Below are 24,654 nucleotides of genomic sequence, written 5' to 3' on the forward strand. Positions count from 1 at the left end.
CACCGCTGATGAAAGAGAGCCCCGTGACCCACCCACCGCACCACCCGCTCCAGGCTGTCCTGTTCGACATGGACGGCACCCTCGTCGAGACCGAGGAGCTGTGGTGGGAGGCGGTCGCCGAGGTGGCCGCCGGGCTGGGGCACGTGCTCGGCGACGCGGACGTGACCGAGGTCCTCGGCCGCGCCGTCGAGCACACCGCCGCCCACCTGGCGACCACGACCGGTACGGCGACCGGCGCCGACGAACTGGCCGCCGTCCTGCACCGGGAGTTCGCCGAGCGGGTCCGCGCCCGCACGGTGCCCCGCCCCGGCGCGCTGGAGCTGCTGGACGAACTCGCCCGGCACGACATCCCCATCGCCCTGGTCTCGGCGTCCCCCCGGGAGGTCGTGGACGTCGTGCTGGCGGTGCTCGGCCCCGAGCGCTTCGCGGTCTCCCTCACCGCCGACGACACCCCCCGCACCAAGCCCGCCCCCGACCCCTACCTCGCCGCCGCCCGCGCCCTCGGCGTGGACCCCGGCGCGTGCGTGGCCGTCGAGGACACCCCGACCGGTGTCGCCTCCGCCGAGGCCGCCGGCTGCCGGGTGCTGGCCGTGCCGTCCCTGGCGCCGATCGCCCCCGGCGCGGGCCGCGCGGTGCTCGGCAGCCTGGAACGGGCCGACGTCTCCTTGCTGCGGGCCCTGGTGGCGCAGCCGCCGTCCTTCCTCGTGCCCGCCTTCACCAGCCGCCGCACCCGTGTCGGCGAGCCGATGCGGGCCCCCGTCGCCGGGCTGCTGCGCGGCGCCCCCGTCACGTACGCCAAGGCCGCGGGGCCCGGCTGGGCCCGGGTGTCGGCCGACGGCACCGTCACCGGGACCCCCGACGTGCCCGGCGACGCGGAGGTGGCCGTCACCGCCACGGACGCCGAAGGGCGCTCCGCCACCGTCACCGTGCGCGTGCCGGTCGTCGCCGCGGGCGAGCCGATGGTGCGGCACCTGCGCGTCATGAGCTGGAACCTGTGGCTCGGCGGCACGCGCGTCGACGACCACCGCGACAAGCAGCTGCGCGTGCTGCTCGACGCCGACGTGGACGTCGTGGGCCTGCAGGAGACCCGGACGCACTCCGCGAAGGAACTCGCCGAGGCCCTGGGCTGGGAGCACCACCAGGCGGGAGACAACCTCGGCGTCATCAGCCGCTACCCGATCGTCTCCCGCCACGGACTGCCCGCGAGCCCGTTCTACGGCGGACTCGGCGCCACCGTGCGGCTCGACGAGGGGTGCGACGTCACGCTGTGGAGCGCGCACCTGAACCACACCCCGTACGGCCCCTACGACGCCCTCCACGACCGGCAGCCGGTCGAGGTGCTCGTCGAGCACGAGGCCGCCTCGGGACGCCTGGACCAGATCCGGGACATCCTGCACGACATGGCGGGCGACCTCGCCGCCCGCGACACCGTCCCGGTCGTCCTCGTCGGCGACTTCAACGTCCCCTCCCACCTGGACTGGACCGCCGAGGCGGCGCCCCTGCGCGGCGGGTACGGACCCGTGCCCTGGCCCGTCACCCTCGCCGCAGAGGCCGCCGGGCTGCGCGACTCGTACCGCGAGGCCCACCCGGACCCGGTGCGCGACCCCGGCACCACCTGGTCACCGGTGAACCCGGAGCCCGAGCCGCAGGACCGGATCGACTACGTCCTGTACGCCGGGTCCGGCCTGCGGGTGCTGGACTCCACGACCCTGGTCACCGGGGAGCCCCGCCCCGAGCCGCACGTCGCGGGCAACGCCTGGCCCTCCGATCACGCGGCCGTGGTCACCACGTTCGCCCTGCGGTGACGGCCGCCCCGCGCGGCCGTCCGGGCCGCGCGGGGCTCAGCCGCACTCGGACATCTCGTCGAGCCGCGGGCGCTGGTCGGCGAGCCCCTGCGACGTCAGCGGCTTGAGGTGCTTCACGTACGACGCGCGCCAGGCGCCCGAGGTGATCTGCTCCTTTATGGTGTCGCAGATGGCCCGCTTCAGCGCGGGCTCGTTCTGCTGCAGCCCCACCCCGTACTCCTCGTTCCCGAAGGGCGCGCCCAGCAGCCGCAGTTGCTTGGTGTGCTGGGCCCGGTAGCCCGCCAGGATGATGTCGTCGGTCGAGACGGCGTCGACCTTGCCCGCCAGCAGTTCGCCGACGCAGAGCCCGTACGAGGCCTGCTGCGCGGTCCTTATCTGCGGGTACTCCTTGCGGAGCCGATCGGCGGGCGTCGAGTCTGTGACGGTGCAGACATCACGGCCGAACAGGTCCTGCACACTGTGGACGGGGGCGTCGGTGCGCACCAGGAAGTCCTGGCCGGCCTGGTAGTAGGGCCCGGCGAAGTCGACCTTCTCCTTGCGGGCGGGCGTGATCGAGTAACTGGCCACTATGAAGTCGACGTTCCCGGCGCTCAGACGGTACTCGCGGGACTGGGTGTCCACGACGGTGAACTGCACCTTCTTGAAGCCCAGATGCCTGGCGATGGCCCGCGCGAGGTCGATGTCGAAGCCCTCGTACCCGCCCTCGGCGGTGCTGGACGCCTCACTGAGGCCCGGCTGGTCCTTCTTGACGCCGACGATGAGGTAACCGCGCTCACGCGCCGCCTTGTACGTCGGTGAACTGGACAGCGCGGGCCCCTCGTCCCGCAGCCTGTCGACGGCGAACCAGCCGCCCGTGGCCAGGACCGCGAGACCCACCCCGCCCGCGACGAGCGTGTACCAGCGGCGGCGCCACGTCCGCCCTTCGGGTTCGCGCACCGGCGGCGTACCGGCGCCGGGCTCGGTCGTGTCCGGCGCGGGCCGGGCGTCCGCGTCCGTCCGCGTGGCGTCCGGGTCGTAGTCCGGGTGGACGGCGACCGGGAACTGCGGGGTCTCCTGCGCCACGTGCTGCAGCAGTTGCTCGGCGCGCTCCGCGGACACCCGTGCCCCGGGCTCCTTGACCAGCAGCCCGTCGATCAGCGGGCGCAGCGGCCCCGCGTGCGCCGTCGGCGGCGGCTCGGCCGTGCGGACGGCCTCCAGCACCTCGTACGGCGTCGGGCCGCGGAAGGGGGCCCGGCCCTCGACCATCTCGTAGAGCGTGACGCCCAGCGACCACAGGTCGGCGGCGGGCGTGGGCGTCAGCCGGTTGGCCAGCTCCGGTGCCAGGTACTGGGGGGTGCCGACAGTCTCGTGGCTCCGCGTCACCTGGGCGGCGCCCTCGAAGGTCGCGATCCCGAAGTCCATGAGCACCGCCCGCCCGTCCCGGCGGAACAGGATGTTGTGCGGCTTCACGTCCCGGTGCAGCACCCCGGCCGCGTGCACCGCGCGCAGCCCGCGCAGCACCTCCAGGCCGATCTGCGCCGCCTGGAGCGCCGGGATCCGGCCCCGCTCGCGCAACTGGTCCGCCAGGGAGTGCGGGTTGACCTGCTCCATGACGATCCAGACCTGGCCGTCGGCCTCGATCACGTCGTGCACCGCGACCACGTGCTCGTGCCCGATCCGGGCGATGGCCTGCGCCTCCCGGCGCGCCCGCTCCACCCACTGGGCCTGCGTCTCCGGGTCCAGCGCGCCGCGGAACAGCAGTTCCTTGACGGCGACCTGACGGCCGAGCCGGTTGTCGTACGCCTCCCACACCACGCCCATACCGCCGCGCCCCAGTTGGCGGCGCAGCTCGTAGCGGCCGTCGACGAGGGTGTGCGGCATACCCCCAGAACTCATGCGTGTGCCCCCATCGGTACGTGGTCCGCTACAGGTTAGGGGGCTCTGACGGGGATGAACATCGCCCCCGGGACGCGGAACGATCACATGTCGGGCGGAATGGTCCGTACCGGCGGCCGGTGGCGCCGGACTAGGGCTTCACGGACCGGTAGTAGCGCTCGGCGCCCGCGTGCAGCCGCAGGGGGTCGGTGAAGACCGCCGTCCGCAGGTCCATCAGCTGGGCGGCGTGCACCTCCTGACCGATCCGGTCGCGGCTGTCGATCACGGTGCGGGTGAGGCGGTCCACCAGGCCGGTGTCCGTCCGGTCGGTGGTGATCAGGAGGTTGGCCACGGCGATGGTCTGCACCGCGCGGCCGCCCTGGACCATCGGGTAGGCGTCCGCGGGCATGACGGCCTGCCGGTAGTACGCCGACTCCTCGCTCTCGGCGTGCAGCCGGGCCACGAGGTCGCCGAGCTGGACCAGCTTCACGTCGGTGGTCTCCGCCAGGTTCGCGATGGTCCTGGTCGGCAGTCCGCCCGACCAGAAGAACGCGTCGAGCTTCCCCTCGCGCAGCATCTCCGGCGCCCGGTCGATGCCCACCGTCCGGCGCCGCACGTCGCCGGGCTCCCCGAGGTCCGCGGCCTCCAGCAGCCGCTGCGTTATCAGGTTCACCCCGGAGCCGGGCTGGCCGATACCCACCCGGAGCCCGCGCAGGTCCTTCGCCGACCGCACGGGGGAGTCGGCAGGCACCACGAGCTGCACGTAGTCGTCGTACAGCCGCGCGCAGGCCCGCAGCCGTCCCCCGCCCGGGCCGTCGTAGTCCGCGACGGCGTCGGCCGCGGCGATCGCGAAGTCGGCCTCGCCGGTCGCCACCCGCCGGACGTTGTCCACGGACCCCTCGGACCGCACCAGGCGCACCGGCACCCCGGGCAGGTCCGTGTGCAGATAGGGCTGGAGCCGCTTCCCGTACGTGTCGTACACGCCGTTGCGCACACCGGTGGCGAAGTCGACCCTGTCCCTCGGGTACGACGGCCCGTCGGAGGGCAGCACCCACCACAGCAGCAGCGCGACCGCCGCCGCCACCGCCAGCACGGCCTGCACGGCCCGGCGTCTGCCGATACGGGGGAGCTCCATCCCCGCGATAGTGCCAGGCCCGGCGCCGCACTGGCCAGCGCCGTCCCGCGGCCTGCGGCTCCCGGACGCCCAGGTCCGCCCCACGGGGGCCAACCGTCCCGGGGCGCGCCCCGCCGTCCGGGGGCAGATCGCGGTCGTACCGCGCGGTACGGGCGTGACCGGAGGCAGCTTCCACCACCCCGTGCAGACCGCCGGCCCGTGGGTCAAGCACCGCCTCCTCCCCGAGCCGCCCGCCGCCTGACGCCGCGGCGCCGCCCATGGGGTCCGGTGCCCGCCCGCACAGGGGCGGGCGCGGTCACGAGGGCCCGCGACGCGCCCCTTACCCTGGACGGGTGCAGCGTGAAGAGCAGGATGTGAAGAGCTACGAGATCCGCACCTACGGGTGCCAGATGAACGTCCACGACTCCGAGCGGCTGGCAGGCCTCCTGGAGGCGGCCGGCTACGTCCGCGCGCCCAAGGACGAGGACGGCTCGGTGTCCGCAGATGTTGTCGTCTTCAACACCTGCGCGGTCCGGGAGAACGCCGACAACCGCCTCTACGGCAACCTCGGCCGCCTGGCGCCGCAGAAGGCCGCCCGGCCCGGCATGCAGATCGCCGTCGGCGGCTGCCTGGCGCAGAAGGACCGGGACACCATCGTCAAGAAGGCCCCCTGGGTCGACGTCGTCTTCGGCACCCACAACATCGGCAGCCTCCCGGTGCTGCTGGAGCGCGCCCGGATCGCCGAAGAGGCTCAGGTCGAGATCGCCGAGTCGCTGGAGACCTTCCCGTCCACGCTGCCGACCCGGCGCGAGTCGGCCTACGCGGCCTGGGTGTCGATCTCGGTCGGCTGCAACAACACCTGCACCTTCTGCATCGTCCCCGCGCTGCGCGGCAAGGAGAAGGACCGCCGCCCCGGCGACATCCTCGCCGAGGTCGAGGCGCTCGTCGCCGAGGGCGTCATCGAGGTCACCCTGCTCGGCCAGAACGTCAACGCCTACGGCTCCGACATCGGCGACCGCGAGGCGTTCAGCAAGCTGCTGCGCGCCACCGGGGGGATCGAAGGCCTGGAGCGCGTGCGCTTCACCTCGCCGCACCCCCGCGACTTCACCGACGACGTGATCGCGGCCATGGCCGAGACCCCGAACGTGATGCACCAACTGCACATGCCGCTGCAGTCCGGTTCGGACGCGGTGCTGCGCGCGATGCGCCGCTCGTACCGGCAGGACCGCTACCTCGGCATCATCGAGAAGGTGCGCGCCGCGATGCCGGACGCCGCCATCTCCACCGACATCATCGTGGGCTTCCCCGGCGAGACCGAGGAGGACTTCGAGCAGACGCTGCACGTGGTGCGCGAGGCGCGCTTCGCGCAGGCCTACACCTTCCAGTACTCCAAGCGTCCGGGCACGCCCGCCGCCGAGATGGAGGGGCAGGTGCCGAAGGCGGTCGTCCAGGAGCGCTACGAGCGGCTGGTCGCGCTGCAGGAGGAGATCTCCTGGGACGAGAACAAGAAGCAGGTCGGCCGCACCCTGGAGGTGCTGGTGGCCGAGGGCGAGGGCCGCAAGGACGACGCCACGCGGCGCCTGTCCGGCCGCGCCCCCGACAACCGCCTGGTGCACTTCGCGCCGCCCGCCGAGCCGGTCCGTCCCGGCGACGTGGTGATGGCGGAGATCAGCTACGCCGCACCGCACCACCTGCTCGCCGAGCACCCGGCGTTCGGCGTCCGCCGCACCGCGGCGGGCGACGCCTGGGAGCGGCGCACCTCGGCCGCGGCGGCCAAGCCCGCGGGTGTCATGCTGGGCCTGCCGACGATCGGCGCGCCCGTGCCGGCACCGGCGGCGGCCGCACCGGGATGCGGCTGCGACTGACGGCGCGGGGACCGCGGGGACGCGGGGAAGTGGGGGACGCGGGATGGCTCGTTGGGGGCTCTTCGCCGAGGAGACCGTGGGCAGCGGCGACGCCAGGCGGTGGGAGTTCGAGCTCCTCGGCCACGTCGACGGCACCCGCGAGGAGGCGCTGCGCAAGCTGGAGGAAACGGCGCTGGCCTACCGGCCGAGCAAGCCGTTCAGCGTGCGGCGCAGCTGGCTTTACCGCTCGGGGGAGGGGTTCGTCCAGGTCAACGAGGGTGTGACCACGACCTACGTCTGCCGTTTCACGGTCGCCGAACTGGTCCACGACAGCAAGGACCCGAAGGTCGCCGCCACGGCGGAGCCCTGGGACCGCGTGCCCGAGGGCTTCTGAGACGGCGGACGGTAGGGTTCCGATCATGCTGGTCGCCGCCGCCGTATGCCCCTGTCCGCCGCTGCTCGTGCCCGACGTCGCGTCGGGCGCGGCGCCGGAACTGGACCCGCTGCGCACCGCCTGCGCGGACGCCCTGGCCGTGCCGGCCGCCGCGCGCCCCGATCTGCTCGTGGTGGTGGGCCCCGCGGACTCCGCGCACGTCTGGGAGGGCGGCGGCACGGGCTCGCTGCGCCCCTACGGCGTGAACCTCGCGGTGCGGCTCGGCGACGGCGGCGACCCCGAGCCCCTGGCCCCCTCGCTGACGCTCGCGGCCTGGTTGCTGAACCGGGCCGGCTCGACCGCGCCGCTGCACGCCGCCGGGGTGCCTGTGTCCGCGCCGGCGGCCCGGATGCTGGAGCTGGGGCGGGGCCTGGCGGAGCTGGCCGACCGGGTGGCGTTGCTGGTCATGGGCGACGGCAGCACCTGCCGCACGCTCAAGGCGCCCGGCTACCTCGACGAGCGCGCCGAACCCTTCGACGCCTCCGTGGCGCGCGCCCTGGGCGCCGCGGACACCAAGGCGCTGTCCGACCTGGACGTGCCGCTGGCGACCGAACTGGGAGCGGCGGGACGCGCCCCCTGGCAGGTGCTCGCCGGCGCCGCCGACGGCGCCGGGCTCAGCGGTGACCTGCTGTACGACCAGGCGCCGTACGGCGTCGGCTACTTCGTGGCGGCCTGGTCGTAGCAGGGGCGGGTCCCTGGGCCCGGACCGTCCTCAGTGCGTGTCCTTGGAGCCGCCGTCCTTCAGGTGCTCCATGGCGTCCTTCGTCTTGTCCACGCCCTTGTGGATCTTTCCGCTGTACTTGTGCTTCGTCTTCTCGTCGACCGTGCGCGCGACCTTGTCCAGCCGGGAGCCGATCGCCTCGCCGTGCTGGTCCATGAAGTCGCCGGCCTTGGCGCCGGCCCTGGCCCTGGCGTGCTCGGCCTTGGCCTTCAGCGTGTCCTTGAGGCTCATGCGTCACCGTCTCCCATGGATGCCTTTGTCGGAAATGACCCTTTTCCCGTAACGATCTTACTCGTCCGCAGGTGAAACCGCGCCGCCGGAATTTGCGAAACTGTGCACGTGAGAAACGACGTCCCCCCCGTGATCGCCGTCGTCGGCCCCACCGCGGCCGGCAAGTCCGACCTCGGTGTCGCCCTTGCCCAGGCCCTCGGCGGAGAGGTGGTCAACGCGGATTCCATGCAGCTCTACCGCGGCATGGACATCGGCACCGCCAAGCTCACCGAGGACGAGCGGCAGGACGTGCCGCACCACCTGCTCGACATATGGGACGTCACCCTGGCCGCCAGCGTCGCCGAGTACCAGCGCCTGGCCCGCGCCGAGATCGACCGTCTGCTGGCCGCCGGGCGCACCCCCGTGCTCGTCGGCGGCTCGGGGCTCTACGTGCGCGCCGCCATCGACGCCCTGGAGTTCCCCGGCACCGACCCGCAGGTGCGGGCCCGGCTGGAGGCGGAACTCGACACGCTCGGCTCCGGCCCGCTGCACGCCCGCCTGGCCGCCGTGGACCCGGAGGCGGCCCGGGTGATCCTGCCCAGCAACGGCCGGCGGATCGTCCGCGCGCTGGAGGTCGTGGAGATCACCGGCCGCCCCTTCACGGCGAACCTGCCCGGTCACGACTCCGTGTACGACACCGTCCAGATCGGCGTCGACGTCCCCCGTCCGGAACTCGACGAACGGATCACGCTGCGGGTCGACCGCATGTGGGAGGCCGGACTGGTCGGCGAGGTGACCGCCCTGGAGGGGGCCGGCCTGCGCGAGGGACGCACGGCCTCCCGGGCGCTCGGCTACCAGCAGGTGCTGGCCGCGCTGGCCGGGGAGTGCACCGACGCGGAGGCGCGCGCCGAGACCGTGCGCGCCACCAAGCGCTTCGCGCGCCGCCAGGACTCGTGGTTCCGCCGGGACGGCCGTGTCCGGTGGCTCAGCGGCCGCGGACAGGAACTGGTGACCCAGGCGCTCGCAGTCGTCGGCCCCGCCCGGTCGGGCGGTCACAGCCTGATCACGTGATGGCATCGGGACGCCCCAGCGGCACTTGACGCCGCTTCGCCCGTGCCATCATCGAGCATCGGAGCTACGGTGTCGGACTTCTTGGGAGGGCGCGTGGCGATGGAAGCCGGCCCTCGCAATGGACCCCAGCCGGATCGCACCGAGCGCGCCTCAGGGGAGGACCTCGAGCCGCGCGACCGGCTCGTGGTGGACGGCCCTCTGGAGGACCCGCTGGAGGGGTCGACCCTCGCGGAGGAGGAGCAGTCCTTCCGCGAGCTGCGTCCCGAGCGGCGCCTGCGCGCGTGGCAGATCGCCCCGATCGTCGCCCTCGGCGTGCTCGGCTCGCTCATGTTCGCCTTCCCGCTGGCCTTCGAGGCCGGTGACGGCGGCGCCGTCGTCGCGATGCTCGGCCTCCTGCTGGGATGCTGCTCCGCGGGCTGGGGGCTCATGGCCGCCCGCCGGGTCGGCTACACCTGGCCGGGGCTGCCGGCCCGCGGTTCCGGCCGCCGTCCGGACTGGCGCTTCGTGGCGCTGTACGCGGCGATCACGGTGGTGCTGGCGCTGCTCGCCTTCTGGCGGGTCGCCCGTCTGCGCTGACCCGTAGACTCGGCGCATGACCAGCGCAGCACCGCAGGGCCTGCCCTTCCTCAAGGGGCACGGCACGGAGAACGACTTCGTGATCATCCCCGACCCCGACGGGGCGCTCGAGCTGACCCCGGCGGCCGTCGCGCGCCTGTGCGACCGCCGCGCCGGGATCGGCGGCGACGGGGTGCTGCGGGTCGTGCGGTCGGCGAGGCACCCGGAGGCCGCCGCCATGGCCGCGGAGGCCGAGTGGTTCATGGACTACCGCAACAGCGACGGCAGCATCGCGGAGATGTGCGGCAACGGCGTACGGGTCTTCGCCCACTACCTCCTGCGCGCCGGACTCACCGGTGCGGGTGACGTCGCCGTGGCGACCCGCGCGGGCGTGCGCCGGGTGCACATCGACAAGGACGGCGACATCACCGTCGACATGGGCCGCGCCGCGCTCCCCGCCGGCGGGGTCGAGGTCGCGGTCGGCGAGCGCAGCTGGCCCGCCCGCAACGTGAACATGGGCAACCCGCACGCCGTCGCCTTCGTCGACGACCTCGCCGACGCAGGCAAGCTGCTGGACGCACCGGCGTGGGCGCCCGCCGCGGCCTACCCGGACGGCGTGAACGTGGAGTTCGTCGTCGACCGCGGCGACCGCCACGTCGCCATGCGGGTCCACGAGCGCGGCTCCGGCGAGACCCGCTCCTGCGGCACCGGGGCCTGCGCCGTCATGGTCGCCGCGGCCCGGCGCGACGGCCGCGACCCGGCCGTGACCGGCCGTCCCGAGACGTACCGGGTCGATCTGCCGGGCGGCACCCTGGTGATCACCGAACGTCCCGACGGGACGGTCGAGATGACCGGCCCCGCGGTCATCGTCGCCGAGGGCGTCATCGATCCGGCCTGGCTCGGCGACGGCGGCTGACGATACCCGCTCCCAAGGCCCTGTATTCGCTCGAACGGGTGATGCCGATCACGCTGGGCGAGAGCGTGGCAGCGGCACGTGATGGGCTCGGTAGCATCAAGCACCGGCACGGAAGCCATCCCGCCGGTGGGTGACGCTGCCGGAGGTGCCGCATGAGACCGGACAACGCAGTGGAGACCGCCCCGGGCGCCGCAGGACGCAGGCGCATCCCCCGGGCCGCGGACCTGCGCCGGATGGGACGTGCGGCCCTGCTGGGCCCCGGCGGCCGCGCGGGCCGGCTCCCCGAGTCCATCGAGCACATTGCCAAGGTGCACCGCACTCGACATCCCGGCGCGGACCTCGCCATCCTGCGCAAGGCGTACGTGCTCGCCGAGTCCTCGCACCGCGGGCAGATGCGCAAGAGCGGCGAGCCCTACATCACGCACCCGCTCGCCGTGACCCTGCTGCTGGCCGAACTCGGCGCGGAGACGACGACGTTGACCGCCTCGCTGCTCCACGACACCGTCGAGGACACCGAGGTGACCCTCGATCAGGTGCGGGAGGAGTTCGGCGAGGAGGTCCGCTTCCTCGTCGACGGCGTCACCAAACTGGAGAAGGTCGACTACGGCGCCGCCGCCGAGCCGGAGACCTTCCGCAAGATGCTCGTCGCCACAGGCAACGATGTCCGCGTCATGTCGATCAAGCTCGCCGACCGGCTGCACAACATGCGCACCCTCGGCGTCATGCGGCCCGAGAAGCAGGCCCGCATCGCCAAGGTCACCCGCGACGTGCTGATCCCGCTCGCCGAACGCCTCGGCGTCCAGGCGCTGAAGACCGAACTGGAGGACCTGGTCTTCGCCATCCTCCACCCCGAGGACTACCTGCGCACCACCGAACTGATCCTGGAGCACGCCGCCCTGCCCGATCCGCTGGGCGCCGTCGCCGAGGACGTCCGCCGGGTGCTCCGCGAGGCCGGCATCAGCTCCGAGGTCGAGGTGCGGCCCCGGCACGTGGTCTCCGTGCACCGGGTCCGGCTCAAGCGCGGCGGCGCGCTGCCCGGCGGCAGCGACTTCGGGCGGGTGCTGATCCAGGTCGCCGAGGACGCCGACTGCTACGCGGTCCTCGGCGAACTGCACACCTGTTTCACCCCCGTCATCGCGGAGTTCAAGGACTTCATCGCGGCGCCCAAGTTCAACCTCTACCAGTCGCTGCACACCGCCATCCGCGACGGCGAGGGACGCGTCGCCGAAGTCCTCATCCGCACACGGCAGATGCACCACGTCGCCGAGGCCGGGGTCATCGCGCTCGGCAACCCGTACGCCACCGCCGAGACCGCGGAGTGCGACGAGGGCGAGCGCGTCGACCCCACGCGCCCCGGCTGGCTCGCCCGGCTGCTGGAGTGGCAGCGCGAGGCCCCCGACCCGGACTTCTTCTGGAGCACCCTGCGCGATGAGCTCGCCCAGGACCGCGAGATCACCGTCTTCTCCGCCGACGGCGGCACCGTGGGCCTGCCCGACGGAGCCACCTGCACCGACGCCGCGTACGCGCTGCACGGCGAGGGCGCCCACGCCTGCGTCGGGGTGCGGGTCAACGGGCGGCTCGCACCGCTGGGCACCGTCCTGCGCGACGGCGACACCGTCCACCTGCTGATGACCGAGGGCGCCGACGGCGACGCGGACGGATACGGGCCCTCGCCCGAGTGGCTGGAGCACGCCCGCACCCCGGCCGCCCGGATCGCCATCGCCCGCTGGCTGGAGGCCCATCCGGTGGCCACCGACGAGGAGGAGCCGGCCGCGCCCGCCGTCCGCGCCGCCGCCACGGCCGCCCGCAGGGCCGCCGAACCGCTCGCGGACACCGACCCGCCCGGCGCGGCCGTGCGCATGGCCCGCTGCTGCACCCCCGTGCCGCCCGACGGGATCACCGGCTTCCCCATCCGCGGCGGCACCGTCGCCGTGCACCGCAGCGAGTGCCCCGTCGCCGCGCGCATGGCCGCCTCCGGCCGCGCCCAGGTCGCCGTCCACTGGCGCTCCGACGCCCCCGTCACCGGGCACCGGGCCACCCTCTACGCCGAGGCGCTCGGCCGGCCCCGGCTGCTCGCCGACCTCACCGAGGTGATCGCCACCGAGGGCGTGGCCATCGTCTACGCCGCCGTCGAGCCCCCGCAGGAGCACCGCGTACGCCACACCTACACCGTCGAACTGCCCGATCCGGGAGCGCTGCCCGCGCTCATGCGCGCGATGCGCGCCGTGCCCGGCGTGTACGACGTGTACCGCGCCCAGGAGGCCGTGGCAGCCGCGCAGCCGTAGAGGAGTACCCGATCGGGTGGGGTGCCCACGCGCCGCCGCCCGGCGGGCACGGTGCGCTGATAGCCGTATCCCATGATCGGATCCTTTGCGCGCCGTGCCGGCGTCACCGCGGCGGCCGTGGCCGCACTCACCGCGGCCGGACTGCCCGGTGACACGACGCCCGTGGGGCTCGGCGACCGGCTCTACCCCGAACTCGGCAACCCCGGGTACGACGTCCACGACTACGACATCTCGTTCACCTACCACGGCAACGACCGGCCGCTGGACGCCGTGACCCGGGTCGACGCCTTCGCCACGGACACCCTGGACCGTTTCCACCTCGACTTCCGCGGCGACGTCCGCTCCGTCGAGGTCAACGGCCGCCGGGCGGCGTTCCGCACCTGGCGCGAGGAACTGGTCGTCACCCCCGCCGTTCCCGTCCCCCGCGGCGACCTCCTGCGGGTGACCGTCGTGCACACCAGCGACCCCGCGGCCAAGGGCGACACCGGGTGGATCCGCACCAAGGACGGCCTGGCCATGGCCAACCAGGCCGCCGCGGCCCACACCGTCTTCCCCTGCAACGACCACCCCTCGGACAAGGCCCGCTTCGCCTTCCACGTCACCGCGCCGAACGACCTCACGGTCGTCGCCAACGGCCTGCCCGAGACGGCCGTCCGCAAGGGCCCCGTGACGACCTGGAACTACCGCACGGTCCACGTGATGGCCACCGAGCTCGCGCAGGTGTCCGTCGGCCGCTCCACCGTCCTGCGCCGCACCGGCCCCGGCGGCCTGCCGTTGCGGGACGTCGTCGGCACCGCCGACCCGGACCGGGCCAAGCTGGAGAAGCGCCTGGCGTTGACCGCAGGGCAGATCGCGTGGATGGAGGAGCAGGTCGGCCCCTTCCCCCTCGAGACGTACGGCATCCTCAGCGCCGACACCGTCACCGGCTTCGAGCTGGAGACCCAGACCCTCTCGCTCTTCGAGCGGCGGGTGCTGCTGAGCCGGGAGGCCGACGCGGCGCCGGTGATGGTGCACGAGCTGGCCCACCAGTGGTTCGGTGACAGTGTCTCGCCCGCGACCTGGTCCGACCTGTGGCTCAACGAGGGGCACGCCACCTGGTACCAGTGGCGCTACGCCGCCGAGCACTACCGAGAGCTCACGCTGGAGCAGTTCGCCAAGGCCGCCTACGGCGCCGACGCGCGCCTGCGCCGTGACGGCGGCCCGGCCGCCGCCCCCAAGCCGCCCGGCAGCGACGGCAAGCTCGGTATCTTCCGCGGCAACGTCTACTTCGGCGGGGCGCTCGTGCTCTACGCCCTGCGCCAGGAGATGGGCCCCGACGCCTTCCAGCGGCTGGAGCGGGCCTGGGTGGCCCGCCACCGCGACGGGGTCGCCTCCACCGGCGACTTCATCGCGCTCGCCTCCGACGTCGCCGGCCGCGACCTGGGCGGCTTCCTGCGGGCCTGGCTCTACGGGCCCACCACGCCCCCGATGCCCGGCCACCCCGACTGGAAACGCTCCGTGCCCGCCAAACCGGTGCACGGCCACGCGCACCGGCGTGAGGCCGGGAAAGTCGCGTGACCCGGCGGCGAGGGCCGTGCGACCATCTACCTACGGCGACGACGGCGCGCCCGGACCCGGGGAATCCTCCGGGCCCGCGGGACGTTGTCACCGTACGAGGGGCCGAGTGCCCCGCGTTCCCGTCGACCATCCGAGCAAAGGATCCAATGACCTCCTCTTCCTCCTCTTCTTCTGCTTCTTCTGCCCGCAGCCGCCAGCGCCTCCCCGAGAGCCTTCGGGCCGACGCCCTGATGGAAGAGGACGTCGCGTGGAGTCACGAGATCGACGGAGAGCGTGACGGCGACCAGTTCGACCGCTCCGACCGTGCGTCGCTGCGACGGGTCGTCGGCCTCTCCACCGAGCTCGAGGACATCACCGAGGTCGAGTACCGCCAGCTCCGCCTGGAGCGGGTCGTGCTCGTCGGGGTCTGGACGGACGGCACGGTGCAGGACGCCGAGAACTCCCTCGCGGAGCTCGCCGCCCTCGCCGAGACCGCCGGCGCCCTCGTCCTGGACGGTGTCATCCAGCGCCGCGACAAGCCCGACCCGGCGACCTACATCGGTTCCGGCAAGGCCCAGGAGCTGCGCGACATCGTCATGGAGAGCGGTGCCGACACCGTCGTGTGCGACGGTGAGCTCAGCCCCGGCCAGCTCATCCACCTCGAGGACGTCGTCAAGGTCAAGGTCGTCGACCGCACCGCGCTGATCCTCGACATCTTCGCCCAGCACGCCAAGAGCCGTGAGGGCAAGGCCCAGGTCTCGCTCGCGCAGATGCAGTACATGCTGCCGCGGCTGCGCGGCTGGGGTCAGTCGCTCTCCCGGCAGATGGGCGGCGGTGGCTCCGGCTCCTCGGGCGGCGGCATGGCCACCCGTGGTCCCGGTGAGACCAAGATCGAGACCGACCGCCGGCGCATTCGCGAGAAGATGGCCAAGATGCGCCGCGAGATCGCGGAGATGAAGACCAGCCGCGACCTGAAGCGCCAGGAACGCAAGCGCCACAAGGTGCCCTCGGTCGCGATCGCCGGCTACACCAACGCCGGCAAGTCCTCGCTCCTCAACCGGCTCACCGGGGCGGGCGTCCTGGTGGAGAACGCGCTGTTCGCCACCCTGGACCCGACCGTGCGCCGGGCGGAGACCCCGAGCGGGCGGCTGTACACGCTGGCGGACACCGTCGGCTTTGTGCGGCACCTGCCGCACCACCTGGTCGAGGCGTTCCGCTCCACCATGGAGGAGGTCGCCGAGGCCGACCTCATCCTTCACGTGGTGGACGGCTCGCACCCCAACCCGGACGAGCAGCTCGCCGCGGTGCGCGAGGTCTTCCGCGACGTCGGCGCGCTCGACGTGCCGGAGATCGTGGTGATCAACAAGGCGGACGCCGCCGACCCGGTGCTGCTGCAGTCCCTGCTGCGCCGGGAGAAGCACTGCATCGCCGTCTCCGCCCGCACCGGGCGGGGTATTGCGGAGCTGCTCGGCATGATCGACGACGAGCTGCCGCGGCCCGCCGTCGAGATCGAGGCCCTGGTGCCGTACACGCGCGGTGAGCTCGTCGCCCGCGTCCACGCGGACGGCGAGGTGCTCTCCGAGGAGCACACCGGCGAGGGCACCCTGCTCAAGGCGCGGGTGCACGACGAGCTCGCGGCGGACCTCGAACCGTTCGCACTGGCCGCGCGCCGCTAGTCCGGCATCCCCGGTACACACCGGAAGGGCCCTCCCCCGCGCTGGGGGAGGGTCCTTCCGGCGTCCGGGCGGCGGTGTCAGCCGCGGACGGCGTCGAACACCTCCTCGGCCTCGGAACCCAGACGCGGTCCCGCCAGCCAGCGGGGGCCGTCCTGCGGACCGATCGAGGTGTTGCTGACCAGGGCCTGTTCTCCGTTCGGCTTCCGGGCGAACCAGCCGCCGCCGGACGAGCCCGCCGTCATGGTGCAGCCCAGCCAGTGCATCGTCGGCGCCCGCGAGTCCAGGGCGAGCCGGACCGGGTCGCCCGAGCAGTGGTACTGCTGGTAGCCGAAGCCGTCGAAGGGGGCCGCCGCCGGGTAGCCGCGGATGTCCATGGAGTCGATGGCGGCCGAGGTGGGCGCGTCGAACCAGACGGGCACCGAGGCCCCCACCGTCTCCTCCAGCGACTTGTCCGAGTCCGGATCGGTCACCTTCAGCACCGCGAAGTCGTAGGGGTAGGCGGAACTGGTCTGCGAGGACTCCCCGCCCCCGTCGATCCACTGCTGGGAGGTCCCCGCCTTCGTCGCCCACCATGTGCCGTAGGGGGCGAGCTGCTCCTTGCCGGCGCTCCGCAGCGCGGCGCCGCTCAGGCCCGTGTCGTTGAAGGACGGCACGAAGACGATGTTGCGGTACCACCCGCCCCGCGCGCCCGCGTGCACGCAGTGGCCCGCCGTCCACACCAGGTTGCTGCGGCCGGGGTTCGCCGGGTCGCTCACCACCGTGGCCGAGCAGACCGCCTGGCCGTCGGGCATGTCGAAGAGCAGCTTGCCCGTGGCCGGGGAGGCATCGTGGTACGGGGTCGCAAGGCGCTGCGCCCGGATCGCGGCGGGCTCCGGGTCGGTGGCGCCGTCGTCGGCCCGCCCCAGGTCGGGCCGTTGCTCGTCGTCCGGGGTCCCGTCGGCGTTGCGGAGCCGGTCGGCGTCCCAGAGGTCCTTGATGACGGGGTTGATGAAGTCGGCCGCGTCGCGCAGCCACTTGTCCTTGTCCCAGTTCTTCCAGCCGCCGTCCTTCAGCGCGTCGGCCCACTTGTCCAGGTCGTCGAGGCTGCTCGGGAGGGCGGTCGGCAGTTGGAGTCCGCCGTCCCCGGACGTCGCGGTGGGCGTCGGGCTCGGCTTGGCGTCGGCGTTGTCGTCGGACGGGCCGCAGGCCGTCGCGGTCACGGCGAGCAGTGCCGCGGCGACGGCGGCAGCGGCCAACCGGCTTATCGGTGCCATGGGTTGTGGCCCCCCTGTTGTCAACACATCGTCAACACGTCGTCTGCCCACTGGAGGGCACCCCCTCACCATGCCCTCGACGAGAGGACGGCTGACGCCGCGCCGGCGGTTCCTCGCCAGGATCTCGGCCCCAGGCAGTTGCCGGTAAGCGCGTGCCTCGTTGGTAGCTCCGGGAACGCAAGCGCCGACACCGAGGAGTGAGCACGTGGCCGCCATGCCGAGCGCGAGGTGCCGACCCGCGGCGCGCGAGGGCGAGTCCGAGGACACCGCGGGCATCCTGCGGCGCCAGTCCCAGCGCGAGTCCGCCGCCCGCACCTACGCCCGCTCGCTGCCCGTCGTCCCCGTGCGGGCCCGCGGCATGACCATCGAGGGCGCCGACGGCCGCCGCTACCTCGACTGCCTCTCCGGCGCCGGCACTCTCGCCCTGGGCCACAACCACCCCGTCGTCCTGGAGGCCATCCGCGCCGTCCTCGACTCCGGCGCCCCGCTCCACGTGCTGGACCTCGCCACCCCCGTCAAGGACGCCTTCACCACCGCCCTCTTCGAGACCCTGCCGCGTCAACTCGCCGACCACGGGCGCATCCAGTTCTGCGGGCCGGCCGGCACCGATGCCGTCGAGGCCGCCCTCAAGCTCGTCCGCACCGCCACCGGCCGCGGCGGACTGCTCGCCTTCTCCGGCGGCTACCACGGCATGACGGCCGCCGCCCTCGCCGCCACGGGCGACACCGCAGTCCGCGGCGCGGCGGGCACCGCCGACGCGCGGATCACCCGGCTCCCGTACCCGTACGACTACCGCTGCCCGTTCGGCGTCGGCGGCGACGACGGCGCCGAGCTCTCCGCCCGGCTGACGGAGAACCTCCTCGACGACCCCAAGGGCGGCATCCAGCCCCCCGCGGGCATGCTCCTCGAACCCGTACAGGGCGAGGGCGGTGTCATCCCCGCCCCCGACACCTGGCTGCGGCGGATGCGCGAGACGACCGCCGCCCGCGGCATCCCGCTCATCGCCGACGAGGTGCAGACCGGAGTAGGGCGCACCGGGACCTTCCGGGCCGTCGAGCACAGCGGGATCGTCCCGGACGTGATGGTCCTCTCCAAGGCGATCGGCGGGAGCCTCCCGCTCGCCGTCATCGTCTACCGCGAGGAACTCGACTGCTGGCAGCCCGGCGCCCACGCGGGCACCTTCCGCGGCAACCAGCTCGCCATGGCCGCGGGCACCGCCACCCTCGCCTATGTGCGGCGCAACGGCCTCGCCGAGCGTGCCGCCCTGCTCGGGGACCGCATGCTCGCCCGGCTGCGGGGCCTGGCCGCAGAGCACCCCTGCGTCGGCGACGTCCGCGGCCGCGGCCTCATGATCGGCGTCGAACTCGTCGACCCGGAAGCGGCCGCCGGCCCCCTGGGCGTCCCCCCGACCGCGCCGCGCCTCGCGGCGGCCGTCCGCCGGGCCGCCCTCGACCGCGGGCTCATCGTCGAACTCGGCGGCCGGGACGCCAGCGTGATCCGGCTGCTGCCGCCGCTGACGATCACCGAAGAACAGTCAGAAGCAGTCCTCGACCGCCTCGCCGACGCCCTCGCCGCGGCGACGGCGGTCCGGGTGTGACCTTGCGCCCACCGGCCCCGTTCCGGGGCGGATCCCACCGGACGCCGACCCCTCACGGAGCGAAGCGATGACCCTACGTCCCGGCGACGAAGCCACCGTGGCCGTCCCCCAGCAGCGCGCCGCCGCGGCCGAACCGCAGGGCGACACCGCGCTGCCGGGCCACGCCGGGCCGCCGGCGCCGCCCGCCCCGTCGCCCGGCGCCGACCCGCTGGAGCAGACGGATCCGTGGGCCGCCGCCGACGCCGCGGGCACGGAGGCCCTGCTGCGCTGCTGGGTCCGCGAGACGGGGCTGCAGCCCGAGCCGGACGGCCGCACCCTGCGCGTGCCGCTCCCCGCGAGCGGCACCGAACTCCTCGTCCCGGTCCACCACCGGTCGGCCGTCGGCCACCACCGCTTCGGCGCCCCGCGGCCCGCCGCCGGAGGCACCCCGCTGGACGCCGTGACCCTCGCCGCGCTGCTCGCCCGGGAAGCCTCCGCGACCGGCCCGGACGGCGCCGGCCTCGTCGCGCGCGTCGCCGACTCCGTACGCCAGACCGCCGCGTTCCTCGCCGCCCGCCGCGCCCGCCCCGCCGCCCCCCACGGCACCGACCCCTTCCTCGACGCCGAGCAGGCCCTCGTCCTGGGCCACCCGCTGCACCCCGCGCCCAAGGGCCGGGAAGGGATCACCGAGGCCGAGGCCGCGGTGTACGCCCCGGAGCTGCGCGGGGCCTTCCCCCTGCACTGGCTGTCCGTGCACCGCTCGCTCCTGGCCACCGACTCGGCCTGGACCGAACGCGGCCGCCCCCTCCCCGCCGAGCAGCTGCTGGCGGCCCTCGCCGGACCGGAACTCGTCCGGCGGCTCCCCGCGGGCACCGTGCCGCTCCCGCTCCACCCCTGGCAGGCCCGCGAGGTCGCCCACCGCCCCGGGGTGCGGGCACTGCTGGAGGCCGGACTCCTCCACGACCTCGGCGCCGCCGGCGACCCCTGGCACCCCACGTCCTCGCTGCGCACCGTGTACCGGCCCGGCGCCCGCGCGATGCTCAAGCTTTCGCTGGCCCTGCGGATCACCAACTCCCGACGCGAGAACCTCCGCAAGGAGCTCCACCGCGGCGTCGAGGTGCACCGGCTGCTCCGGGCCGGCCTCGCCGCGCGCTGGCACGCCGCACACCCCGGGTTCGACATCGTGCGCGACCCCGCCTGGCTGGCCGTCGGCACCGCGGCGGGCGTCCCCGTGCCCGGCCTCGACGTCGTCCTGCGGCACAACCCCTTCGGCCCCCGCGACGAGGTGCGCTGCCTCGCCGGCCTCACCGCCCCCCGCCCCGCCCCGGACGGCGGCGGCGTCCTGCGGTCCCGGCTCGCCGAACTGCTGGCCCGGCTCGCCTCCCGTACCGGACGACCGGTGGCGGCCGTCGCCACCGAGTGGTTCCTGCGCTACCTCGACGCCGTGGTCCGGCCCGTCCTGTGGCTCGACGGCCAGGCGGGCATCGCCCTGGAGGCCCACCAGCAGAACACCCTGGTCGTCCTCGACGCCGAGGGCTGGCCGTCCGGCGGCCGCTACCGCGACAACCAGGGCTACTACTTCCGCGAGTCCGCGCGCGCCGGCCTCACCGCCCTGCTGCCCGGGGCCGGCGAGAGCAGCGACACCTTCGTCGCCGACGCCGTCGCGGACGAGCGCTTCGCCTACTACCTCGGCGTCAACAACGTCCTCGGCCTCGTCGGCGCCCTCGGCTCCCAGCGCCTCGCCGACGAACGGGTGCTCCTCGCCGCCCTGCGCCGCTTCCTGGAACAGGCCGCGCGCGCCGGCCGCTCCGGCCTGCCCGCGCGGCTGCTGGCCGAACCCCTGCTGCGCTGCAAGGCCAATCTCCTCACGCGGCTGCACGGGATCGACGAGCTGGTCGGCCCCGTCGACACCCAGTCCGTCTACGTCACCGTCCCCAACCCGCTGACCGCCTGACGAGAGGAGGCCGCGACCACCGTGGCGACCGCCGACCCCACCCGCGCCCCCGCCTCCCCGGCGGCGACCGCCGACCCCCTGGACCCCTGCGACGAGAACGCGGACGACACCCTCGACCTCGAACTGCCCCCCGAGGTCCGCGCCCTCTTCGACGAGGACGTCACCGCCGACGACCGCGCGGGCTCCGCGACCCCGCTCGACGACCTCCTCGACGGGGTAGCCGACTGGGGCCCGGTCGGCACCCCCGCGGGCACCTTCCAGCTCGTCCCCGTACGCCCCGAGCGCGACCTGTCCGTCATCGCCCGCTGGATGAACGACCCGGCCGTCGCGGAGTTCTGGGAGCTCGCGGGCCGGCCCGAGGTCGCCGAGCGGCACCTGCGCGCCCAGCTCGACGGCGACGGGCGCAGCGTGCCCTGTGTCGGGGTCCTGGACGGGGTGCCCATGAGCTACTGGGAGGTCTACCGGGCCGACCTCGACCCGCTGGCCCGCCACTACCCGGCCCGCCCCCACGACACCGGGCTCCACCTGCTCATCGGGCCCGTCGCCGACCGGGCCCGCGGTCTCGGGGGCACCCTGCTGCGGGCCGTCGCCGACCACGTCCTGCGCCGCCGCCCCCGCTGCACCCGGGTGATCGCCGAGCCGGACCTGCGCAACACCCCGTCCGTGGCCGCCTTCCTCACCGCCGGATTCCGCTTCTCGGCGGAGGTCGAGCTGCCCGGCAAGCGGGCCGCGCTGCTGGTCCGCGACCGCGTACTGCGCCACGTCCTGTGACCCGCCGGTCCCGCGGGGGGACCGGCGGACGGCCGGTGGTGGCGACCGCGCTGTCGGTGCCGCCCCGTAGGCTGGACCCCCTATGACACAGCCCTCGAAGCCCGCCCTCACCGACCTCCTCCACGCCGCCGTCACCGCGGTCGGCGGGGTGGAGCGGCCCGGCCAGGTCGCCATGGCCGAAGCCGTCGCCGAAGCCGTGGACAACGGCTCCCACCTGCTCGTCCAGGCCGGCACCGGCACCGGCAAGTCGCTCGGTTATCTGGTTCCCGCGCTGGCCCACGGCGAGCGTGTGGTGGTCGCCACCGCGACCCTGGCCCTGCAGCGCCAGCTCGTCGAGCGCGACCTGCCGCGCACCGTCGACGCGCTGCAGCCGCTGCTGCGCCGCGAACCGCAGTTCGCGATGCTCAAGGGCCGCTCCAACTACCTGTGCCTGCACCGGCTCCACGAGGGCGTGCCGCAGGACGAGGGCGACGGGCTCTTCGACCAGTTCGAGGCCGCCGCGCCGACCAGCAAGCTCGGCCAGGACCTGCTCCGGCTGCGCGACTGGGCGGACGAGACGGAGAACGGCGACCGCGACGACCTGACCCCCGGTGTCTCCGACCGCGCCTGGCAGCAGGTCTCGGTGACCTCCCGTGAGTGCCTGGGCGCCTCGCGCTGCGCGTACGGTGCCGAGTGCTTCGCGGAGGCGGCGCGCGAGCGCGCCAAGCTCGCCGACGTCGTCGTCACCAACCACGCGCTGCTGGCCATCGACGCCCTCGAAGGCGCGCCCGTCCTGCCCTCCCACGAGGTGCTCGTCGTCGACGAGGCCCACGAACTGGTCTCCCGGGTCACCGGCGTCGCCACCGGCGAGCTCACCCCCGGCCGGGTCAACCGGACCGTGAAGCTCGCGGCGAAGCTGGTCAACGAGAAGGCCGCCGACGCCCTGATGAGCGCTTCGGAGGGCTTCGAGCGGCTCATGGAACTCGCCCTCCCGGGGCGTCTCGAGGAGCTGCCCGAGGACCTCCGCTACGCCCTGATGGCGCTGCGCGACGCCTGCCGGCAGGTCATCACCTCGCTCGGCGAGACCCGTGACCGCTCCGTGCAGGACGAGGACGCGGTACGGAAGATGGCCCTCGCCGCCACGGAGAACGTCCACGAGGTCGCCGAGCGCATCGTCGAGGGCTCCGAGTACGACGTCGTCTGGTACGAGCGCCACGACCGCTTCGGCGCCTCGCTGCGGGTCGCCCCGCTCAGCGTCTCCGGGCTGCTGCGGGAGAAGCTGTTCACCGAGCGCTCCGTCGTCCTGACCTCCGCCACGCTCCGGCTGGGCGCCGACTTCAACGGGGTCGCGGCCTCGCTCGGGCTGGCCCCGGAGGGCACCATGGCCGCCGAGGGGGAGGAGGATCCGCCGGAGTGGAAGGGCCTCGACGTCGGCTCGCCCTTCGACTACCCCAAGCAGGGCATCCTCTACGTCGCCCGCCATCTGTCCCAGCCCGGCCGGGACAGCGGCCGCGAGGACATGCTGGACGAGCTCGCCGAGCTGATCGAGGCCGCGGGCGGCCGCACACTCGGGCTGTTCTCGTCCATGCGCGCGGCCCAGGCCGCCGCCGAGGCGCTGCGCGGCCGTATCGACCACCCGATCCTGCTGCAGGGCGAGGAGACCCTGGGCGAGCTGATCCGCCGCTTCGCCTCGGATGCCCGCACCTGCCTGTTCGGCACCCTCTCGCTGTGGCAGGGGGTGGATGTGCCCGGGCCGAACTGCCAGTTGGTGGTCATGGACCGGATCCCGTTCCCCCGCCCCGACGACCCGCTGATGAGCGCACGCCAGAAGGCGGTCGAGGAGAAGGGCGGCAACGGCTTCATGGCGGTCGCCGCCACGCACGCGGCCCTGCTGATGGCCCAGGGCGCCGGCCGGCTGGTGCGCGCCTCCGGGGACCGCGGGGTCGTCGCCGTGCTCGACCCCCGGCTGGTCACGGCACGCTACGGCAGCTTCATCAAGGCCTCGATGCCGGACTTCTGGCAGACGACCGACCGCAACCAGGTCCGCCGCTCACTGGCGGCCATCGACGCCGCCGCCCCGGCGGCCGAGTAACGACTTGGGGAGCGATGGAGGCGGGTCCTTGGCCTGACGTGCAGGCGGCAGTGCCATGCTGCTGCTCCTCCAGCCCCGGTGACAGACGCAGCCCGAAAACGCCTTGGACCGTCAGACCCGTCTCGGCCATGATCCTCACGTGACCACCTACCTCGAGTCCGAGCGCCTGACCCTGCGCCCCTTCGCCGCCGCCGACGCGGACCTGCTGATCGAGCTGGACAGCGACCCGGCGGTGATGCGCTACCTGACCGGCGGCGCTCCGACCCCGCCGGAGGAGGTCCGCGACCTCGCCATCCCCGGCATCCTCGCCGGCTACGAGCGCTGGGGTCACGACCTCGGCCTGTTCGCGGCGTACGAGAAGGACGGCGGCGCGTTCGTCGGCTGGTTCTGCCTGCGTCCGCTGCGCAGCGGCCCGCGTGAGGAGGCCGAACTCGGCTACCGCCTGCGCCAGGCGGCCTGGGGCCGGGGCTACGCCACCGAGGTCTCGCAGGCGCTACTGGCGAAGGGGTTCGCCGAGCTCGGCATCCGCATGGTCTGGGCCGAGACGATGACCGTGAACCGCCCTTCGCGCAACGTCATGGAGAAGCTCGGGATGACGCTCGCGGAGAGCATCCCCACGCCGGACGACATGATGGCGGTCGAGGGTTCCGAGCACGGGGGTGTGCGGTACGAGATCACGAAGGAGCAGTGGGAGCGGCGGCAGGCGTAGGCGGCGCGAGGCGCGGCGCCCGTGGATGTGAAGTCATCAGCCCGCACGGCCTTGTCTCATCCTGCCCTATCGGGCATATCCCGACAGCATCTTGCCGAACTCGTCGCTGAGCTCGCCCCGGCATGGGAGGCGCAGCAGGAGTCTGCGCTGCGGGAGCGGCGCGGCGGCGATCGCCGCCGCGAGGCCGGTGCTGGCCCGAAGCATCGTCTGGTGTTCGTCGACCGGGCACCCCGGCGGCACAGCGGGAGCAGCCCCCGGCACACAACGGGGCCCCGGAACCGGCGCAGAGGTTCCGGGGCC

At 73.9% G+C, this 24,654-nt stretch carries 20 protein-coding genes; 15 read left to right on the forward strand and 5 right to left on the reverse strand.

The features are described 5' to 3' along the window. Nucleotides 1–23: 23 nt before the first annotated feature. On the forward strand, nucleotides 24–1,805 hold the full coding sequence (locus PV342_RS35345; RefSeq protein WP_500320268.1) for an HAD-IA family hydrolase: 1,782 nt from the start codon (nucleotides 24–26) through the stop codon (nucleotides 1,803–1,805). A 36-nt stretch (nucleotides 1,806–1,841) separates the two neighbouring features. On the opposite strand, the gene PV342_RS35350 is transcribed toward PV342_RS35345, so the two are convergent. Both PV342_RS35350 and PV342_RS35355 read right to left on the reverse strand, forming a co-directional pair. Then, nucleotides 1,842–3,680, reverse strand: a complete 1,839-nt coding sequence (locus PV342_RS35350; protein ID WP_400795431.1) for a bifunctional serine/threonine-protein kinase/glutamate ABC transporter substrate-binding protein — start codon at nucleotides 3,678–3,680, stop codon at nucleotides 1,842–1,844. 130 nt (nucleotides 3,681–3,810) lie between these two features. Beyond that, nucleotides 3,811–4,794, reverse strand: coding sequence for a TAXI family TRAP transporter solute-binding subunit (locus PV342_RS35355; protein ID WP_400795434.1), 984 nt, complete (start codon nucleotides 4,792–4,794; stop codon nucleotides 3,811–3,813). A gap of 353 nt (nucleotides 4,795–5,147) precedes the next feature. Here PV342_RS35355 and miaB point away from each other — a divergent pair, with 353 nt between their 5' ends. From miaB to PV342_RS35370, 3 genes are read left to right on the forward strand one after another with little or no spacing between them, the layout of a single operon-like run. Next, nucleotides 5,148–6,638, forward strand: coding sequence for a tRNA (N6-isopentenyl adenosine(37)-C2)-methylthiotransferase MiaB (gene miaB / locus PV342_RS35360; RefSeq protein WP_386987622.1), 1,491 nt, complete (start codon nucleotides 5,148–5,150; stop codon nucleotides 6,636–6,638). 43 nt (nucleotides 6,639–6,681) lie between these two features. Next, entirely contained in the window at nucleotides 6,682–7,011 is a 330-nt protein-coding gene (locus PV342_RS35365; protein ID WP_329185341.1) for a hypothetical protein, read from the forward strand. A 25-nt stretch (nucleotides 7,012–7,036) separates the two neighbouring features. After that, the gene (locus PV342_RS35370) at nucleotides 7,037–7,732 is read left to right on the forward strand and encodes a class III extradiol dioxygenase subunit B-like domain-containing protein (protein WP_400795437.1); all 696 of its coding nucleotides are present in this window, start codon (nucleotides 7,037–7,039) and stop codon (nucleotides 7,730–7,732) included. Nucleotides 7,733–7,762: 30 nt separating this feature from the next. Here the strand turns inward: PV342_RS35370 and PV342_RS35375 are convergent, their stop codons facing one another. Beyond that, the gene (locus PV342_RS35375; RefSeq protein WP_386987465.1) at nucleotides 7,763–8,002 is read right to left on the reverse strand and encodes an antitoxin; all 240 of its coding nucleotides are present in this window, start codon (nucleotides 8,000–8,002) and stop codon (nucleotides 7,763–7,765) included. 108 nt (nucleotides 8,003–8,110) lie between these two features. Between PV342_RS35375 and miaA the strand changes: the two genes are divergently transcribed. From miaA to hflX, 6 genes are all read left to right on the forward strand, one after another. Next, nucleotides 8,111–9,052: a tRNA (adenosine(37)-N6)-dimethylallyltransferase MiaA gene (gene miaA / locus PV342_RS35380; RefSeq protein ID WP_329185339.1), complete on the forward strand. Its 942-nt coding sequence runs from the start codon at nucleotides 8,111–8,113 to the stop codon at nucleotides 9,050–9,052. A 99-nt stretch (nucleotides 9,053–9,151) separates the two neighbouring features. Continuing rightward, nucleotides 9,152–9,628: a hypothetical protein gene (locus PV342_RS35385; protein ID WP_386987619.1), complete on the forward strand. Its 477-nt coding sequence runs from the start codon at nucleotides 9,152–9,154 to the stop codon at nucleotides 9,626–9,628. 16 nt (nucleotides 9,629–9,644) lie between these two features. Then, the gene (gene dapF, locus PV342_RS35390; RefSeq protein WP_400795442.1) at nucleotides 9,645–10,523 is read left to right on the forward strand and encodes a diaminopimelate epimerase; all 879 of its coding nucleotides are present in this window, start codon (nucleotides 9,645–9,647) and stop codon (nucleotides 10,521–10,523) included. 152 nt (nucleotides 10,524–10,675) lie between these two features. Beyond that, nucleotides 10,676–12,808, forward strand: coding sequence for a RelA/SpoT family protein (locus PV342_RS35395; protein ID WP_386987458.1), 2,133 nt, complete (start codon nucleotides 10,676–10,678; stop codon nucleotides 12,806–12,808). A gap of 72 nt (nucleotides 12,809–12,880) precedes the next feature. Continuing rightward, nucleotides 12,881–14,365, forward strand: coding sequence for a M1 family metallopeptidase (locus PV342_RS35400; RefSeq protein ID WP_018561825.1), 1,485 nt, complete (start codon nucleotides 12,881–12,883; stop codon nucleotides 14,363–14,365). Nucleotides 14,366–14,511: 146 nt separating this feature from the next. Continuing rightward, nucleotides 14,512–16,020, forward strand: coding sequence for a GTPase HflX (gene hflX / locus PV342_RS35405; RefSeq protein WP_500320273.1), 1,509 nt, complete (start codon nucleotides 14,512–14,514; stop codon nucleotides 16,018–16,020). Nucleotides 16,021–16,097: 77 nt separating this feature from the next. Here the strand turns inward: hflX and PV342_RS35410 are convergent, their stop codons facing one another. Then, nucleotides 16,098–17,273: a trypsin-like serine peptidase gene (locus tag PV342_RS35410; RefSeq protein WP_400795454.1), complete on the reverse strand. Its 1,176-nt coding sequence runs from the start codon at nucleotides 17,271–17,273 to the stop codon at nucleotides 16,098–16,100. Between the two features lie 214 nt (nucleotides 17,274–17,487). On the opposite strand from PV342_RS35410, the gene PV342_RS35415 reads away from it, so the two are divergent. The 5 genes from PV342_RS35415 (at nucleotide 17,488) to PV342_RS35435 (ending at nucleotide 24,354) form a co-directional block, all read left to right on the forward strand. Beyond that, nucleotides 17,488–18,870 carry a diaminobutyrate--2-oxoglutarate transaminase family protein gene (locus tag PV342_RS35415; protein ID WP_500320280.1) on the forward strand — a complete coding sequence of 461 codons (1,383 nt, stop codon included), beginning with the start codon at nucleotides 17,488–17,490 and terminating at the stop codon, nucleotides 18,868–18,870. Between the two features lie 67 nt (nucleotides 18,871–18,937). Next, nucleotides 18,938–20,803 (forward strand): IucA/IucC family protein, encoded by a 1,866-nt coding sequence (locus PV342_RS35420; RefSeq protein WP_400795457.1) that lies wholly within the window; start codon nucleotides 18,938–18,940, stop codon nucleotides 20,801–20,803. Between the two features lie 21 nt (nucleotides 20,804–20,824). Then, entirely contained in the window at nucleotides 20,825–21,574 is a 750-nt protein-coding gene (locus tag PV342_RS35425; protein ID WP_400795460.1) for a GNAT family N-acetyltransferase, read from the forward strand. Nucleotides 21,575–21,656: 82 nt separating this feature from the next. Further along, nucleotides 21,657–23,645: an ATP-dependent DNA helicase gene (locus tag PV342_RS35430; RefSeq protein WP_386987447.1), complete on the forward strand. Its 1,989-nt coding sequence runs from the start codon at nucleotides 21,657–21,659 to the stop codon at nucleotides 23,643–23,645. Nucleotides 23,646–23,784: 139 nt separating this feature from the next. After that, a complete protein-coding gene (locus PV342_RS35435) occupies nucleotides 23,785–24,354 on the forward strand; it encodes a GNAT family N-acetyltransferase (RefSeq protein WP_400795463.1) in 570 nt (189 codons plus the stop codon). Nucleotides 24,355–24,420: 66 nt separating this feature from the next. Here PV342_RS35435 and PV342_RS35440 read toward each other — a convergent pair whose 3' ends face one another. Further along, a complete protein-coding gene (locus PV342_RS35440) occupies nucleotides 24,421–24,558 on the reverse strand; it encodes a hypothetical protein (RefSeq protein ID WP_400795466.1) in 138 nt (45 codons plus the stop codon). Between the last annotated feature and the right edge of the window lie 96 nt (nucleotides 24,559–24,654).

Origin of the sequence: Streptomyces sp. PA03-3a, from assembly GCF_033792735.1 — a bacterium.
Taxonomy (GTDB): domain Bacteria; phylum Actinomycetota; class Actinomycetes; order Streptomycetales; family Streptomycetaceae; genus Actinacidiphila.

Bases quoted from the DNA above. Each gene is read 5' to 3' on its own strand.
- hflX (WP_500320273.1), top strand. From the start codon at position 14,512: ATGACCTCCTCTTCCTCCTCTTCTTCTGCTTCTTCTGCCCGCAGCCGC.
- PV342_RS35395 (WP_386987458.1), top strand. From the start codon at position 10,676: ATGAGACCGGACAACGCAGTGGAGACCGCCCCGGGCGCCGCAGGACGC.
- PV342_RS35350 (WP_400795431.1), bottom strand. From the start codon at position 3,680: ATGAGTTCTGGGGGTATGCCGCACACCCTCGTCGACGGCCGCTACGAG.
- PV342_RS35440 (WP_400795466.1), bottom strand. From the start codon at position 24,558: ATGCTTCGGGCCAGCACCGGCCTCGCGGCGGCGATCGCCGCCGCGCCG.
- PV342_RS35400 (WP_018561825.1), top strand. From the start codon at position 12,881: ATGATCGGATCCTTTGCGCGCCGTGCCGGCGTCACCGCGGCGGCCGTG.
- dapF (WP_400795442.1), top strand. From the start codon at position 9,645: ATGACCAGCGCAGCACCGCAGGGCCTGCCCTTCCTCAAGGGGCACGGC.
- PV342_RS35410 (WP_400795454.1), bottom strand. From the start codon at position 17,273: ATGGCACCGATAAGCCGGTTGGCCGCTGCCGCCGTCGCCGCGGCACTG.
- PV342_RS35430 (WP_386987447.1), top strand. From the start codon at position 21,657: ATGACACAGCCCTCGAAGCCCGCCCTCACCGACCTCCTCCACGCCGCC.
- PV342_RS35415 (WP_500320280.1), top strand. From the start codon at position 17,488: ATGCCGAGCGCGAGGTGCCGACCCGCGGCGCGCGAGGGCGAGTCCGAG.
- PV342_RS35375 (WP_386987465.1), bottom strand. From the start codon at position 8,002: ATGAGCCTCAAGGACACGCTGAAGGCCAAGGCCGAGCACGCCAGGGCC.
- PV342_RS35370 (WP_400795437.1), top strand. From the start codon at position 7,037: ATGCTGGTCGCCGCCGCCGTATGCCCCTGTCCGCCGCTGCTCGTGCCC.
- PV342_RS35385 (WP_386987619.1), top strand. From the start codon at position 9,152: ATGGAAGCCGGCCCTCGCAATGGACCCCAGCCGGATCGCACCGAGCGC.
- PV342_RS35355 (WP_400795434.1), bottom strand. From the start codon at position 4,794: ATGGAGCTCCCCCGTATCGGCAGACGCCGGGCCGTGCAGGCCGTGCTG.
- PV342_RS35365 (WP_329185341.1), top strand. From the start codon at position 6,682: ATGGCTCGTTGGGGGCTCTTCGCCGAGGAGACCGTGGGCAGCGGCGAC.
- PV342_RS35420 (WP_400795457.1), top strand. From the start codon at position 18,938: ATGACCCTACGTCCCGGCGACGAAGCCACCGTGGCCGTCCCCCAGCAG.